Origin of the sequence: Erythrobacter sp. (genome assembly GCF_036351135.1) — a bacterium.
Taxonomy (GTDB): Bacteria; Pseudomonadota; Alphaproteobacteria; order Sphingomonadales; family Sphingomonadaceae; genus Erythrobacter.
Genome location: NZ_JAZBON010000009.1, coordinates 312,920 through 326,799, shown reverse-complemented (window position 1 = coordinate 326,799; position 13,880 = coordinate 312,920). Strand labels below are relative to the sequence as shown.

The following is a 13,880-nucleotide window of genomic DNA, read 5'->3' as shown; positions in this document are numbered from 1 at the left end:
ACGCGGCAGAACCATAAAGACCGCGGCCGGGTCTTTTCCGTGAGCACAGGCGCGATCGGATTAACTCGATCTTCAGTATCACAGGCCATTGCGGGCAGCTCGAATGACGTAACGAGCGAGCCGGCAATGGGGCGATCGAACAGGGCAACCAACAACCAGACTCCGGGCGAGATTTGGGCCGACGTGCCTGAAGCTGCGCGCGGGAGCTCGCCCTATTTTTCAAGTGGCATGGCGCTGGGCGATGGCGTGTCCTATCCGCGCTCCGAAGATAGTCGTTCAGACAAGCCAAAGCATGACATCCTCACGCTTGGCATAGCTGCTGCCGCGATTATCCTGTTCGTCGCGATTGGCGGCGCCGTCCTGCCCGACGCAATCGCAGCGCTTCTCGGACGTGGTGCTCCGCCAGAGCCATTGCTCGTCCAGGCACTGCTGCTCAATATTGCGCTGATCATGCTGGGCTGGCGGCGCTACCGCGACCTGCAAGCCGAGATCGGCGAACGCCGCCGGGCTGAAGCGGCGGCGCGCACGCTTGCCGACATCGACGAGCTGACCGGGTGCCTCAATCGCCGCAGCATGACACAGGCGACCGAAGACCTTCACCGCCGTGTCAGCGCGCGTGGTATGGCGCTCGCCTATTGCATGATCGACCTCGACAATTTCAAACAGATCAACGACATGCATGGCCATGCCATGGGCGATGCGACCTTGATCGAATTTGCCCGGCGCATCCGCAGCGAGCTGCCCCGCGATGCACGTCTGGCGCGGCTCGGCGGCGATGAGTTTGCGTTCGTCACGCCTTACGATCCTGCGCAAAGCGAGCGGATCGACGACCTCGTTCTGCGTATTTTTCAGGCTATGTCGCTGCCCTTCGATACCGGCGGCATGAGCCTCGATGCGACAATCTCGATCGGAGTGGCGAGCGATCATGACGATGCCGGCGAACGCCTGCAGGGTGCCATTTCGGACACTCTCATGATGCGCTCTGACATCGCGATGTATCATGCAAAAAAACACGGCAAGAACCGCTATTTCTGGTTCGAACCGACCATGGAAAACGAATTGCGCTTCCGCAACGAGCTCGAAACCGGCATCCGCCTCGGCCTCGAGCGGCGCGAGTTCGTTCCCTATTACGAACAGCAGGTCGATATCGATACCGGCGACCTCGTCGGCTTCGAGATGCTCGCGCGTTGGCAATCGCCACAGCTCGGTATCGTCAGCCCGGAAATCTTCATCCCTATCGCCGAGGAAATGGGTCTGATCGGCGAACTGTCCGGCCAGTTGATGAACCGGGCATTCGTGGACGCGCTCGAATGGGACGATGCGCTGACCTTGTCGATCAACATCTCGCCGCTGCAATTGCGCGACCCGTGGTTTGCGCAAAAGCTGCTCAAGATGCTGGTCCAGCACGGTTTCCCGCCATCGCGCCTCGAGATCGAGATTACCGAGAGCTGTCTTCACGAGAATATTCAACTGGTGAATTCGATGATCGTATCGCTGCGCAATCAGGGCGTGCGGGTCAGCCTGGACGATTTCGGGACGGGCTATTCCTCGCTCACTCAGCTACGCACATTGCCTTTCGATCGCCTCAAGATCGACCGCAGCTTCATCAGCGAGCTGCGTCGTTCCGAGCCCGATTCGAAGATCGTCAATGCGATCGTTTCGCTCGGGCGTGGGTTGCAGATGCCGATTACGGTTGAGGGGATCGAGGACGAGGCGATCCTGGAAGCGCTCAGGAAAATGGGCAAGCTCAAGGGCCAGGGCTATTTCTATGGCAAGCCCGAGACCGCACAACAGGTTCGCGAGCGGTTGAACCTGCTCGGCTTGCTCGGTTCCCGCGCCCAAAACAAGGATTCGTCGAACGGCGGCGGTTCGGTGGCGGCGGACGACGCGACACAGCCTGCATCCATATCGATCAAGAGCCGGGCAGGCTGAACCCCGCCCCTGCGTCGCGCGCCACTTCGGGGGCGTGCGGGACTGGACGCTCGGGCCACACCCGCATAGACGCGGGCTCGCCATGCGGGTCCCTTTCATCAAGATGCACGGTCTCGGAAACGACTTCATCGTGCTCGACGCGCGCGAGGAAGCCTTGCCTGCGATGAGCGCACCCGTCGCCGCGCGTTTGGCGGACCGGCGCGCGGGGATCGGCTGCGACCAGCTGATCCTGCTCGAGGCGAGCGAGACGGACAATTTTCGCATGCGGATTTTCAATTCCGACGGCGGTGAGGTCGAAGCTTGCGGCAATGCCGCGCGTGCGGTCGCGTTGCTGCACGGGGCCGAGGCGGTGGTCGAAACCGCAGGCGGTACCATCGCGCTGCGACCGGGCAATGGCGAGGCGAGTGTCGACATGGGTCGACCGCGCTTCTCCTGGGAGGAAATCCCGCTCGCCTATGCGATGGACACCGGATCGCTGCCGCTCGCCTGGGGGCCGCTCGCGGCGCCAACGGCTATCAATGTCGGCAATCCCCATGTGGTTTTCCTGGTCGAGGATGTCGCCGCTATCGATCTGGCGCATTGGGGACCAGAGATCGAGCAGGACCCAGTTTTCCCGGAAGGCATCAACGTTAACGTCGTCTCGCTTGCGGGCCACGACCATTTGCGCCTGACGGTCTGGGAGCGCGGCGCCGGGCTGACCCGCGCCTGCGGGACCGGTGCCTGCGCCAGCGCGGTCGCGGCGATCCGGCGGGGGCTGGTGAAGGACGAGGTGCGCGTGTCGCTGCCCGGTGGGGACCTGTTCGTAAACTGGCGCGAGGGCGAAGCGATCGAGATGCGCGGCCCCGCCAGCGAAGCGTTTCGCGGCTCCTTCGACTGGGAGCAATACGCATGAGCGCCGGGTCCGAAACCGCGGCGCGTCCCGAGGTCGTCTCGCTCGGCTGTCGCCTCAATATCGCCGAGAGCGAGCGGATGCAGGCGATGCTCGGCGAAGCGGGCGACGTCGTGGTCGTCAATTCCTGCGCGGTAACGCGCGAGGCGGTGCGCCAGACCCGTCAGGCCATCCGCCGCGCCCGGCGCGCACGGCCCGATGCGCGCCTGCTGGTGACCGGCTGCGCCGCGGAAATAGAGCGTGCGGAGATCGCCGCGATGCCCGAAGTCGACGGTCTGATCGCCAATTCCGCCAAGCTCGATCCGCGCAGCTGGAACGTGCCAGTGGCCGAAACCCCGGCGCCACTCACCCGCACTCGCGCCTTTATCGCGGTCCAGAATGGCTGCGACCACGCCTGCACTTTCTGCGTCATCCCGCAGGGACGCGGACGCAGCCGCTCGCTCGGCATCGCCGAAGTGCAGCGCGAGGTCGAACGTCACCTCGAGCAAGGCGCCAAAGAAATCGTGCTGACCGGTGTCGATCTGACAAGCTGGGGACATGATCTGCCTGACAGCCCCTCCCTCGGGATCCTCGTCGAGGCCATCCTGAACGCCTTCGCAGAGCTTGAACGCCTGCGCCTATCCTCGCTCGACGGGATCGAGATCGACGAGCAATTGTGCGAAATGCTTGCCGGCGAAGCGCGCATCATGCCGCATCTGCATCTTTCGCTTCAGCATGGAGACGACCTCATCCTCAAGCGTATGAAGCGCCGTCACAGCCGCGCCGACGCCGTCGATCTGGCGGCGCGCCTGAAAGCCTCCCGCCCCGAAATCGCGATCGGCGCCGATCTCATCGCCGGTTTCCCTACCGAGACGCCAGCGCATCACGCGGCCAACCTTTCGATCATCAACGAGCTCGACATCGTGCACGGCCATATCTTCCCTTATTCCCCCCGCCCCGATACCCCGGCGGCGCGCATGCCGCAGGTCGATCGGGCGGCGGTGAAAGCGCGCGCGGCCGAACTGCGTGATGCGGTCAAAGCGCACCGCTCCGGCTGGCTCGCGGGTCATCTCGGCACCCCGCTTGCCGTCCTCGCCGAGCGCGACGGCACCGGCTATTCCCCCTCCTACGCACGGGTCCGCCTGCCCGAAGGCAGCACGGTCGGCGAAGTGCACGAGGTCATCCCCACCCGCATCGAGGAAGGCGTGCTGGTATGAGCGAGAACGGCCAGACCAGCTGGGGCGACCGCGTCCTTGGCGGCTTTCGCAAGACGTCCGAGCGGCTCGGCAGCAACCTTACCGGCGTCGCCACGCGTCTCGACGACGCGACGCTCGACGATATCGAAGATGCACTGATCGTGTCCGACCTCGGCCCCGCCGCCGCCGCCCGCATCCGCAGCAAGCTGGCCGACAAGAGCTTCGGGCGAGAGATAACGCAGCGCGAACTGAAAGAGGCGGTTGCCGCCGAGATTGCCGAGATCCTTCGCCCGGTCGCAAAGCCGCTTGAGATCACGGCCTTTCCGCGCCCGCAAGTCATCCTCGTCATCGGCGTCAATGGATCTGGCAAGACCACCACCATCGCCAAGCTCGCGCACCTCTTTACCGAGGAGGATTACGAAGTGCTGCTGGCCGCGGGCGACACGTTCCGCGCCGCGGCCATCGGCCAGCTTGCGACCTGGGCCGAGCGCGCGGGCGTCGACCTGGTGCGCGGTCCCGAAGGCGGCGATCCGGCCTCGATCGTGTTCGATGCGGTCAAGCAGGCGACCGACACCGGGATCGACGCATTGGTGGTCGACACCGCCGGGCGCTTACAGAACAAGCGCGAATTGATGGACGAACTCGCGAAAATCCGCCGCGTGCTGGGGCGGCTGAACGAAGCAGCACCGCACGACGTGGTGCTGGTGCTCGATGCGACCAATGGACAGAACGCGCTCTCCCAGATCGACGTCTTTCGGGAAATCGCAGGTGTCACCGGTCTTATCATGACCAAGCTCGACGGTACCGCGCGCGGCGGCGTGCTGGTCGCGGCGGCGGAGCAATATGGCCTCCCCATTCACGCCATCGGCGTCGGCGAGAAGATGGAGGATCTGCGGCCCTTCGATCCAGACCTCGTCGCGAAGGTCATCGCCGGGGTCGCCTGATGGTCGATACCAAGCCAAAATCCGCCGCTTCGAGCTGGCTCAACGTCGCGGTCGATTACGGGCCGCTACTCGTCTTTCTGGCGGTCTATCGCTTCAACGCGCCGTCCGAAAGCAACGCCGCGAGCGAGCTGCTGGCGATCATATATGGAACCGGGGCGTTCATGGTGGCGGCGGTCGCAGCCCTGCTGATCTCGAAATGGCGGCTCGGCCGGATTTCGCCGATGCTGTGGTTCTCGACGGCGCTCATCGTCGGCTTCGGCGCGCTGACGATATTCTTCGGCGATCCGACCTTCGTGCAGTTGAAGCCGACCATCATTTACACAGCGTTCGGCATCGCCCTGCTTGCGGGCTACGCGACGGGGCGCGCGCTGCTGAAGGTTCTGCTCGAAGCGGCATTCGAGGGCTTGAGCGATGCCGGCTGGCTCAAACTGTCGCGCAACTGGGGCGTTTTCTTCCTGGTGCTCGCGGTCCTCAACGAGGTGCTTCGGGCGCAAATGAGCTTCGAGGGCTGGCTGTGGGCCAAGTTCTGGGTGTTCATGCCGCTGACATTCCTGTTTACCTTCGCCAATATCCCGATGCTGCTGAAGCATGGCCTCAGCATCGATGCCGAAGAGGAAGCGGTGAAGAATGAGCCACCTACGGCCTAGTCACTGGACGGTGTGGGCCGCGGCGCTCGCCGTTATTGCCCTTGGCGCGCCGGGAGCAGCGCAGCCTGCCCTGCCGATGAGCGAGGCGGAGGCCGACGCCCCTGCCCTTCCCGAAATCCTGGACTCGCGCGAGCGTGCCGAGATCATCGACCGGCTGCTTGCCGAGCGGCTCGACACATTGATGCCGCGCCTGATGCGCGAAGAAGGGATCGATCTTTGGCTCCTGATGAGCCGCGAATATTTCGAGGAGCCCGCACTTGCGACCATGCTCGATGCGCAGAGCTTTCACGCGAGGCGGCGCACGATCCTGATCTTTCACGATCCGGGGAATGGCGCGCCGATCGAGCGATTGACGGTGAGCCGATATGGCCTCGCCGACCTGTTCGAACCCGCCTGGGACCCGGACGAAGAACCCCACCAGTGGCAGGCGGTCGCCGACCTCGTCGCAGAGCGTGATCCCCAGACCATCGCCGTGAACGTGTCGGACGCAACGCGCTTCGGCGACGGAATGACGAAGAGCCAATACGATGCGATGATCGCCGCCCTGCCGCAGCACCTGCAGAACCGGGTAATCTCTGGGGAGCAGCTGGCGGTGCGCTGGCTCGAAACGCGCATTCCGGCGGAAATGCAGATGTATCCCGGCATCGTGCGCATCGCACACGCCATCATCGGCGAGGCCTTTTCGCGGGCCGTCATCACGCCGGGCATCACGACCGCCGCGGATGTGCAGTGGTGGTATCGCGATCGGCTTTTAGGCCTGGGCCTCGAGCCCTGGTTTCACCCTTCTGTAGGCATCCAGCGCGAAGGCGCCGAAGGCATCCTGCGCGGCGATGAAGTGATCCAGCCCGGCGATCTGCTCTGGACCGATTTCGGCATCACCTATCTGCGCCTCAACACCGACACGCAGCATCTTGCCTACGTGCTGAAACCGGGCGAGCTCGAGGCGCCCGCAGGCCTCGCACAAGGTCTCGCCAATTCTAACCGCGTGCAGGACATCCTGCGCGAGGAAATGAAAACGGGGCTGTCCGGAAATCAAATCCTCGCGAATGCCCGCAGCCGCGCGACTGCGGAAGGGCTCAATCCCTCGATCTATTCGCATCCAATCGGCTATCACGGCCACGGCGCAGGCACGGCGATCGGCTTCTGGGACAATCAGGATGCCGACTCGCGTGGCGAGGACATCCTGCGCCCCGACACCGCCTGGTCGATCGAACTCACCACCTATGCCGCCATCCCCGAATGGGGTGGCCAGCGCGTCGATTTCCGCACCGAGGAGGACGCGTATTTCGATGGCGAAACGGTGCGTTTCCTCGACGGGAGGCAGACGGAGATCACTCTAATCCCCTCGGACGATCCGAGATGAGGCAAACCCGCGGCATCGACGGAAGCGCCGGCGATGTCGATTACGGTGAAATCGGCGCGAGCTATGCCCGATTTCGCCAGCCCGAGCCTCTGATCGCCGCGCAGATCCACCGCGCGCTCGGAAATGCACAAGCCGTGCTCAATGTCGGGGCAGGTGCGGGGTCTTATGAACCGGAGGACCGCGAGGTCACTGCAGTCGAACCCTCGGCCTCCATGCGCGCCCAGCGCCCCGCTCACCTCGTCAGAGCGATCGACGCCGTCGCCGAGGACCTGCCCTTCGACGACGATAGCTTTGATGCGTCGATGGCCAGCGTGACGGTCCACCAATGGTCTGACCTGGAGAAAGGTCTTGCCGAAATGCAGCGCGTCACGCGCGGTCCGACCGTGCTGCTAGTTTGTGACCCTGCACAAATGCACGAATATTGGCTGTCGGATTATATCCCCGAAGTGCGCGAAAACGAGGCACGGAGGTTTCCGGCGATCGAACGCCTTGTCGCTGCATTAGGCGGCAATGGGCGGATCGAACCGGTACCGATACCGCTCGGTTGCCGGGATGGCTTCAATGAGGCGTATTACGGGCGCCCCGAGATGTTTCTCGATCCCAACGCGCGCCTCGCCTGCTCGAGCTGGAGCCTCGTTCCCGAAGAGGCTGTTGGACGGTTCGTCCGCACGCTCTCCCGCGATCTAGAAAGCGGGCGCTGGGACAAAGAATACGGCCATTTGCGCACGCAGCCTTTCTTCAATGGGCCGCTGCGCCTCGTCATCGGCAATCCCGGCGCGGTCCACTAAATCTCGACCTGGCTCCCAAGCTCCACCACGCGGTTGGTCGGCAGCTTGAAGAAATCCATCGCGCTGGCGCTGTTCCTAAGCATCCAGGCAAACACCTTTTCCCGCCAGATCGGCATGCCCGGCTTGTCGCTGGCGAGCAGCGTCTGGCGAGAAAGGAAGAAGCTGGTGTGCATCATGTCGAAATGCCCCCCGCAATAGATGCCCATTCCTTTCAGCCCCTCGGGCACGTCGGTCTCCTCCATGAAACCATAATGGAGCACCGCGCGGTAGAAACCGTCGCCCATATCGACATATTCGCAGCGTTCCTCCGGATCGACGTAGGGCACGTCCTGGATGTCGACGGTCAGGATAACGACGCGTTCGTGCAGCACCTTGTTGTGCTTGATATTGTGCAGGAGCGCGGAAGGGACGCCCGCGGTGCTCGAGGCCATGAAGATCGCAGTCCCCGGCACGCGCAGGGCGGAATTCTTGGCCGACTTGGCGAAAATTTCCATCGGGAGCGCAACCTCGCTCATCCGCTCGCGCATCAACTTGCGCCCGCGCGACCAGGTAGTCAGCAGCGTGAAGGCGATGAAGCCGACCAACAGCGGGAACCAGCCGCCGTCCGGCACCTTGGTGAGGTTGGCGGCGAAATAGGCGCCGTCTACGATCAGGAACAACAGGACGACAGGGGCCGCGTACCACCATTTCCACTTCCAGACGCTGACGAACAGCAGCCCCATAAGCAGGGTGTCGATCGTCACCGCGCCCGTCACCGCGATCCCGTAGGCGCTGGCGAGATTGGACGAGTTCTGGAAGGTCAGCACCAGCACGATCACCGCGACCATCAGCGCCCAGTTCACAACCGGAATGTAGATCTGCCCGCCCTCGGTCTCGCTCGTATGCAGGATCGAAAGGCGCGGCATAAAGCCCATCTGCACGGCCTGATGCGTGATCGAGAAGGCACCCGAAATCACCGCCTGGCTCGCGATGAAAGTTGCGACGGTGGCGAGGAAAACGAGCGGCAGACGCCACTCTTCGCTGGCAAGCAAGAAGAAGGGGTTCTGGACTACCACCGCGGCCTCTTCTGCCGGCAGCCCGGCGATCATCGCGCCCTGGCCGAAGTAGTTGAGCAGCAGACACGGCATGACGAAGCCGAACCACGATAGACGCATCGGTCCGCGCCCGAAATGTCCCATGTCCGAATACAGCGCCTCAGAGCCCGTTACCGCCAACACGACGGCGCCCAGCGCGAGGAATGCAACCAGCCCGTCGGTCACGAAAAACATCACCGCGTAATAGGGATTGAGCGCCCATAGGATGTCGGGGTTCTGGATGATCTGCCATCCACCCAGCCCCGCGATGACCGTGAAATAGACGATCATCACCGGCGCGAACAGTGCGCCCACCTTGGCCGTGCCGCGGGCCTGCAGCATGAACAGGAAAACCAGCAGCCCGAGCGCGATCGGGATCACATATTGCTGCAATCCGGCATCGACCACGGTCAGCCCTTCGACCGCCGAAAGCACCGAGATCGCCGGCGTGATCATGCTGTCGCCGTAGAACAGCGAGGTCGCAAACACACCCAGCAGCACCACCAGCCAGCCATAGCGCGTCTTGCCCATATGGCGCGAAAGCAGTGCCACCAGGGCGAGCGAACCGCCCTGCCCCTTATTGTCCGCGCGCATCAGGATCGTCACATATTGAATCGCGACGACCAGCAGCATCGACCAGAAGATGAGGCTGACGACGCCCAACACGTGCATACGGTCGATCGCGACATTGGCCGTCCCGGCAAAGGTCTCGCGAAAGGCGTAGAGCGGGCTGGTGCCGATATCGCCGAAGACGATACCGATCGCGCCCACCGCGAGCGCCGTCTTCGACCCGCTATGCGCGTGCCCGCTGGAGTGCTTCTCCAGAGCCCTGCCATCGTTGAGGGGTGCGATCTCGCTCATCTTTCGGCGCATATCCCGAAGCGATCGGACGCGCTTACAGCAGCGTCTTTGTAAAGGCCGCGCCCTCTAGCACCCGCGGTTCGCACTCGCAACATGGCCGGCCGCCAGCGCCCCTTACTGAAGCATCGGGGCGTTGGCGATCATCTGGTCGAGCCGGGCGATGCGCTGCTCGATTTCCGGTCGCCAGGGCGCGTCGTCGGGCGAGTTTTCGATCAGACGCGCCCAGGTGTTGCGCGCCGCGCGCACTTCGCCGGTTTGCAGAAAGGCGAAGCCGAGAAAGAAGTCGGCCCCCGGATTGCCCGGATCGAGCGCGCGTGCCTTGCCATAGGCGTAATTAGCGGCCGGCGTGACGAAGCCGTCGGCATGACCGGTCAGCGCCATGCCGAGTGCGAGCCAACCTTCGAGATGTTCGGGATTGTCGCGCAGCCCCTTGCGCAGCAGCCCCGCCGCATCGTCGAACTGGCCGCGCCGGGCGAAGCCATCGGACAGCATCAGATAATCGGGTTTGGGCCGCGCCGGGTCGAACAGAGCGCGGCGCGCCTCGACCATCTCCTCACCCGACTGGCGATCGATTTGGATGTCGGGCGCGGTCGGACTGCCCTGCTGTCCGGGCGAACCCTGCCAACTGTAACCGACAAGGCCGAGCAGCAGGACCGCTCCGAAAACCGCGAAGCCGCGCTGCGGCAGGTTGAGGGTGAAGGCCGCGATCGCGAAGCTGACCAATGCGAGCGCAAGAATGGCGAGCCAGGCGCCGATCATGGCCGCGCTTCCCGGTCGGATCGCGTGCGGCCAAGCCGGCGGAGCAGGATCAGGCCGACGATCGCCAGCAGGAGGAGAGGAATCGCGAAGAGCGGCCAGGTGGTTGCGCTGACTTCGGGCTGATAGCTGACGTAATCGCCATAACGCCGCACCAGCCAGGCGCGCACCTCGGTCGGGCTTTCGCCGGCAAGGAGGCGCGAGCGGACCTGGTGGCGCATGTCGCCGGCCATGGGCGCGTCGCTGTCGTTGATACTTTGCGACTGGCATTTGAGGCAGCGCAGCGTTTCCATAAGTGCGGTGGCTTCGGCTTCGAGCGCCGGGTCCTCAAGCTGCGTATAGGCATAGGGCGCAGGCGGCATCGCCTGCTGCGCCTGGGAGGGGAAGGCCAGAGCCAGCAGCGCGATTCCTGCGAGTGCAAGAACCCAGCTTTTAAGGATGCGGGCGACAGGCGAAGTAATCATCGAACCTCGTCCAGCTTCTCAAGCAGGACCGGCACGTCGCTCGCCCGGACATCGCCGATATGTTGATAACGGATATTGCCATCGGCATCGATAACATAGGTCTCCGGCACGCCCGAGGCGCCGATCTCCAGCATCAGCGAAGAGATGTCGTCCGCGCCGATCCGGCTATAGGGATTGCCGTAGCGCTGAAGGAAATCCGCCACCGCTTCGGGCCGGTCGCGCACTGCGATGCCGACGATTTCGACCCCTTCCTCCCTGAGCCGTTCGAGCTGCGGCGCTTCGGCGATGCAGGGAAGGCACCAGCTCGCCCAGATGTTGAGCAGCCGCGGTTCGCCGCCGACGAAATCTTCGCGTTCAGCGCCCGGCATTCCCTCTAGCGCCGGCTCGAGCGCGAAGTCGGGAAGCGGTTGCTCGATCATTTGGGAGGGGACGTTCTGCGCTTTGGGCTGCGTCAGCATGTAACCGGCCAGCCCTGCGAAAAAGGCGAACAGACCGAGCGGAACGAGATAGACGAGGCGCATTATTCCGCAGGCTCCGGCGCCCTGCCCGCGGACAGAGCCTCGATATCCTCCCGCCGCTGCGTTGCGAGCCGCGCAGCGCGGCGGCGGCGCAGGTCGACCTCGATCCGTCCGACGATTGCCAGCACGCCGCCTAGCGCGATCAGCAATCCGCCATACCAGATGAAGGTGACGAAAGGCTTCCACCAAACCCTCAGCTGCCAGCGCGTGTTGCCGGCTGCGTCGACCCCCGCCTGGTCGCCGATCACGGCGTAGAGCTGCCCGTCCCAGCGCGTGATCAGCGCGCTCTCGCTGGTCGCCTGTGGCGGCGCCCAGAAATTGCGCGCCTGGGGTGTGAGGAGCGTCGGCTCACCATCTCCGCGCGAGGCGAGGATACGCGCCTCGACCGCGGTCCAGTTGGGGCCGGCGACCGGATCGACGCTTTGCAATTCGATCGTCCAACCGGCGACTTCCTCGCGTCCACCCGGCGCCACGGCGGCGAGTTTCTCGCTGGTGAAGGCGCTTTCGCTGGCCATGCCAAACAGTGAGACCGCGACGCCGAAATGCGCCATGATCATGCCCCAGGTCGCCGTCGGCACGCGCCCCAGCTTGCGACCGCGCAAGGGCAAAAACGCGGCAATGGCGAGCCCGACCGACAGCGCGAGGCCGAGCACCGGCAACACCGCGTAATCTCCGAGCACCGCGACCAGCGCGATCACGCCGATGACGACCGCGGCAAGCAGGGCAAGCTCGAACTGGATGCGCTTGGGGCTGTCATCCTTCCAGCGCAGCAGCGGCCCCACCGCCATGACCAGGAACATCGGGATCGCGAAAATTGCGCTCGCCGGGTTGAAATAGGGCGGGCCGACGCTGACGCGGACATCGAATGCCTCGGTCAACAGCGGATAGAGCGTGCCGAGCAGCACGATCGCCAAGATCGCCGAGAGCATGACGTTGTTGAAGACGAGCGCGCCCTCGCGGCTGGTCCAGGTGAAGCGCTTGCCCTCCGCAATGCTCGACGCGCGCACGGCGAATATGGCGAGCGCGCCGCCGATATACAGGCCGAGCAGGACGAGGATGAAGGTGCCGCGTTCGGGATCGACCGCGAACGCATGAACGCTGGTGAGCACCCCCGAACGCACCAGGAAAGTGCCCAGCATCGACATGGAGAAGGCGACGACGCCGAGCATGATCGTCCAGGTACGCAACGCGTCGCGCGCCGCCAGCACGCTAACCGAATGGAGCAAAGCGGTCGCGGCCAGCCACGGCATCAGCGAGGAGTTCTCGACCGGATCCCAGAACCACCAGCCGCCCCAACCGAGCTCGTAATAGGCCCAGTAGGAACCCGCCGCGATGCCGAAGGTGAGGAAGACCCAGGCGCCAAGCACCCAAGGGCGCATGACCTTGGCGAAGTCGGGGTTCACCGCGCGGGTGATCAAGGCGCCCATGCACAGGCTGAAGGCGACCGACAGGCCGACATAGCCGACATAGAGCGTGGGCGGATGGATCGCGAGGCCGATATCCTGCAGCAGCGGATTGAGACCCGAGCCCTCCGGAACCGGCACTGGCAGCCGCTCGAACGGGTTGGAGGAGAGGAGCAGGAAGGCGTAAAAGCCGAGCGCGACGAAACCCTGCACCCCGAGCGTTGCGGACATGGTTGTTTCCGGCAATCGGCGCTCCAGCCCCGCCAATAGACCGCCCGACAGCGCGAGGACCGCGATCCACAGCAGCATCGAACCTTCGTGATTGCCCCAGGTTCCGGTCAGTTTGTAAATGAAGGGCTTGGCCGAATGGGAATGGGTTGCGACCAGCTTGATAGAGAGGTCGGTGATCGCGAAGGCGTAGAGCAGCAGGACAAAGGCGAGCACCGCGAGGAATGCCTGAACCACCGCAGCGGGCCGGGCATAGATCGCGGCCTGCGCCCCGCCTTGCCGCACGCCGAGCGCGCCGGCCACCATCTGCAGGGCGGCAAGAGCGGTGGCAAGCCAGAGGGCCGCAAGACCGAGTTCGGCGATCATCGCGTTCTACTCAAGCCCCGCGACCGTTTCGGCGTATTCCTGCGACTTCTGATGCCCTTCAAGCCCTTCGAGTTCGCGCGGCACGTAATTCTCGTCATGTTTGGCGAGCAGATTGGTCGCGAGGAAGGTGCCGTCGGCCTGGAGGCTGCCCTCGGCTACGACACCGGAATTCTCGACGAACAGGTCGGGCAGGATACCGCTGTAAGTGACCGGAATTTCGTCCGCGCTGTTGCCGGTGACGACGAAGTGAACGGTAACGCCGTCCGCCTGCGTTTCGATCGAGCCTTCCTGCACCATGCCGCCAAGACGCACCGCCTGGCCGATCTGCGGAGGCTCGGCGGCCATCTGTTCGGGCAGGTAGAAATAATTCGCCTGATTGCGCAGCGCCCAGGTGGCGATGAGCCCGGCCGCGACAATCGCGATCAGCGCGAGCACCACCAGCGTCATGCGTTGATGTTTGGCTTTCATGGCGC

The 13,880-nt window shown here is 64.1% G+C and carries 13 protein-coding genes; 7 read left to right on the top strand and 6 right to left on the bottom strand.

The annotated features are described in order from the left end of the window. Nucleotides 1-126: 126 nt before the first annotated feature. The 7 genes from V2I30_RS02750 (at nucleotide 127) to V2I30_RS02720 (ending at nucleotide 7,738) form a co-directional block, all read left to right on the top strand. Complete coding sequence (locus V2I30_RS02750; protein WP_330660520.1) at nucleotides 127-1,932, top strand: putative bifunctional diguanylate cyclase/phosphodiesterase; 1,806 nt, start codon at nucleotides 127-129, stop codon at nucleotides 1,930-1,932. Between the two features lie 82 nt (nucleotides 1,933-2,014). Next, on the top strand, nucleotides 2,015-2,824 hold the full coding sequence (gene dapF / locus V2I30_RS02745) for a diaminopimelate epimerase (RefSeq protein WP_330660519.1): 810 nt from the start codon (nucleotides 2,015-2,017) through the stop codon (nucleotides 2,822-2,824). Next, a complete protein-coding gene (locus V2I30_RS02740; protein WP_330660518.1) occupies nucleotides 2,821-4,017 on the top strand; it encodes a MiaB/RimO family radical SAM methylthiotransferase in 1,197 nt (398 codons plus the stop codon). Before dapF ends, V2I30_RS02740 begins: the two co-directional genes overlap by 4 nt. After that, entirely contained in the window at nucleotides 4,014-4,940 is a 927-nt protein-coding gene (ftsY, locus tag V2I30_RS02735) for a signal recognition particle-docking protein FtsY (RefSeq protein WP_330660516.1), read from the top strand. Before V2I30_RS02740 ends, ftsY begins: the two co-directional genes overlap by 4 nt. Beyond that, nucleotides 4,940-5,587, top strand: a complete 648-nt coding sequence (locus V2I30_RS02730) for an inner membrane-spanning protein YciB (RefSeq protein ID WP_330660515.1) — start codon at nucleotides 4,940-4,942, stop codon at nucleotides 5,585-5,587. Before ftsY ends, V2I30_RS02730 begins: the two co-directional genes overlap by 1 nt. After that, complete coding sequence (locus tag V2I30_RS02725) at nucleotides 5,568-6,950, top strand: M24 family metallopeptidase (protein WP_330660514.1); 1,383 nt, start codon at nucleotides 5,568-5,570, stop codon at nucleotides 6,948-6,950. Before V2I30_RS02730 ends, V2I30_RS02725 begins: the two co-directional genes overlap by 20 nt. Then, a complete protein-coding gene (locus tag V2I30_RS02720; RefSeq protein ID WP_330660513.1) occupies nucleotides 6,947-7,738 on the top strand; it encodes a class I SAM-dependent methyltransferase in 792 nt (263 codons plus the stop codon). The genes V2I30_RS02725 and V2I30_RS02720 overlap by 4 nt, the downstream gene beginning before the upstream one ends. Here V2I30_RS02720 and V2I30_RS02715 read toward each other — a convergent pair. The 6 genes from V2I30_RS02715 to ccmE all read right to left on the bottom strand — a co-directional run bounded on the left by V2I30_RS02715 (nucleotide 7,735) and on the right by ccmE (nucleotide 13,875). After that, complete coding sequence (locus tag V2I30_RS02715; RefSeq protein ID WP_330660512.1) at nucleotides 7,735-9,672, bottom strand: potassium transporter Kup; 1,938 nt, start codon at nucleotides 9,670-9,672, stop codon at nucleotides 7,735-7,737. The genes V2I30_RS02720 and V2I30_RS02715 overlap by 4 nt on opposite strands. A gap of 114 nt (nucleotides 9,673-9,786) precedes the next feature. Then, nucleotides 9,787-10,431 carry a tetratricopeptide repeat protein gene (locus V2I30_RS02710; protein WP_330660511.1) on the bottom strand — a complete coding sequence of 215 codons (645 nt, stop codon included), beginning with the start codon at nucleotides 10,429-10,431 and terminating at the stop codon, nucleotides 9,787-9,789. Next, nucleotides 10,428-10,892 carry a cytochrome c-type biogenesis protein gene (locus V2I30_RS02705; protein WP_442896889.1) on the bottom strand — a complete coding sequence of 155 codons (465 nt, stop codon included), beginning with the start codon at nucleotides 10,890-10,892 and terminating at the stop codon, nucleotides 10,428-10,430. Before V2I30_RS02705 ends, V2I30_RS02710 begins: the two co-directional genes overlap by 4 nt. Continuing rightward, on the bottom strand, nucleotides 10,889-11,413 hold the full coding sequence (locus tag V2I30_RS02700; RefSeq protein WP_442896888.1) for a DsbE family thiol:disulfide interchange protein: 525 nt from the start codon (nucleotides 11,411-11,413) through the stop codon (nucleotides 10,889-10,891). The genes V2I30_RS02705 and V2I30_RS02700 overlap by 4 nt, the downstream gene beginning before the upstream one ends. Beyond that, nucleotides 11,413-13,407, bottom strand: coding sequence for a heme lyase CcmF/NrfE family subunit (locus tag V2I30_RS02695; RefSeq protein ID WP_330660510.1), 1,995 nt, complete (start codon nucleotides 13,405-13,407; stop codon nucleotides 11,413-11,415). Before V2I30_RS02695 ends, V2I30_RS02700 begins: the two co-directional genes overlap by 1 nt. 6 nt (nucleotides 13,408-13,413) lie before the next feature. After that, nucleotides 13,414-13,875 (bottom strand): cytochrome c maturation protein CcmE, encoded by a 462-nt coding sequence (ccmE, locus tag V2I30_RS02690; protein ID WP_330660509.1) that lies wholly within the window; start codon nucleotides 13,873-13,875, stop codon nucleotides 13,414-13,416. Nucleotides 13,876-13,880: the final 5 nt, after the last annotated feature.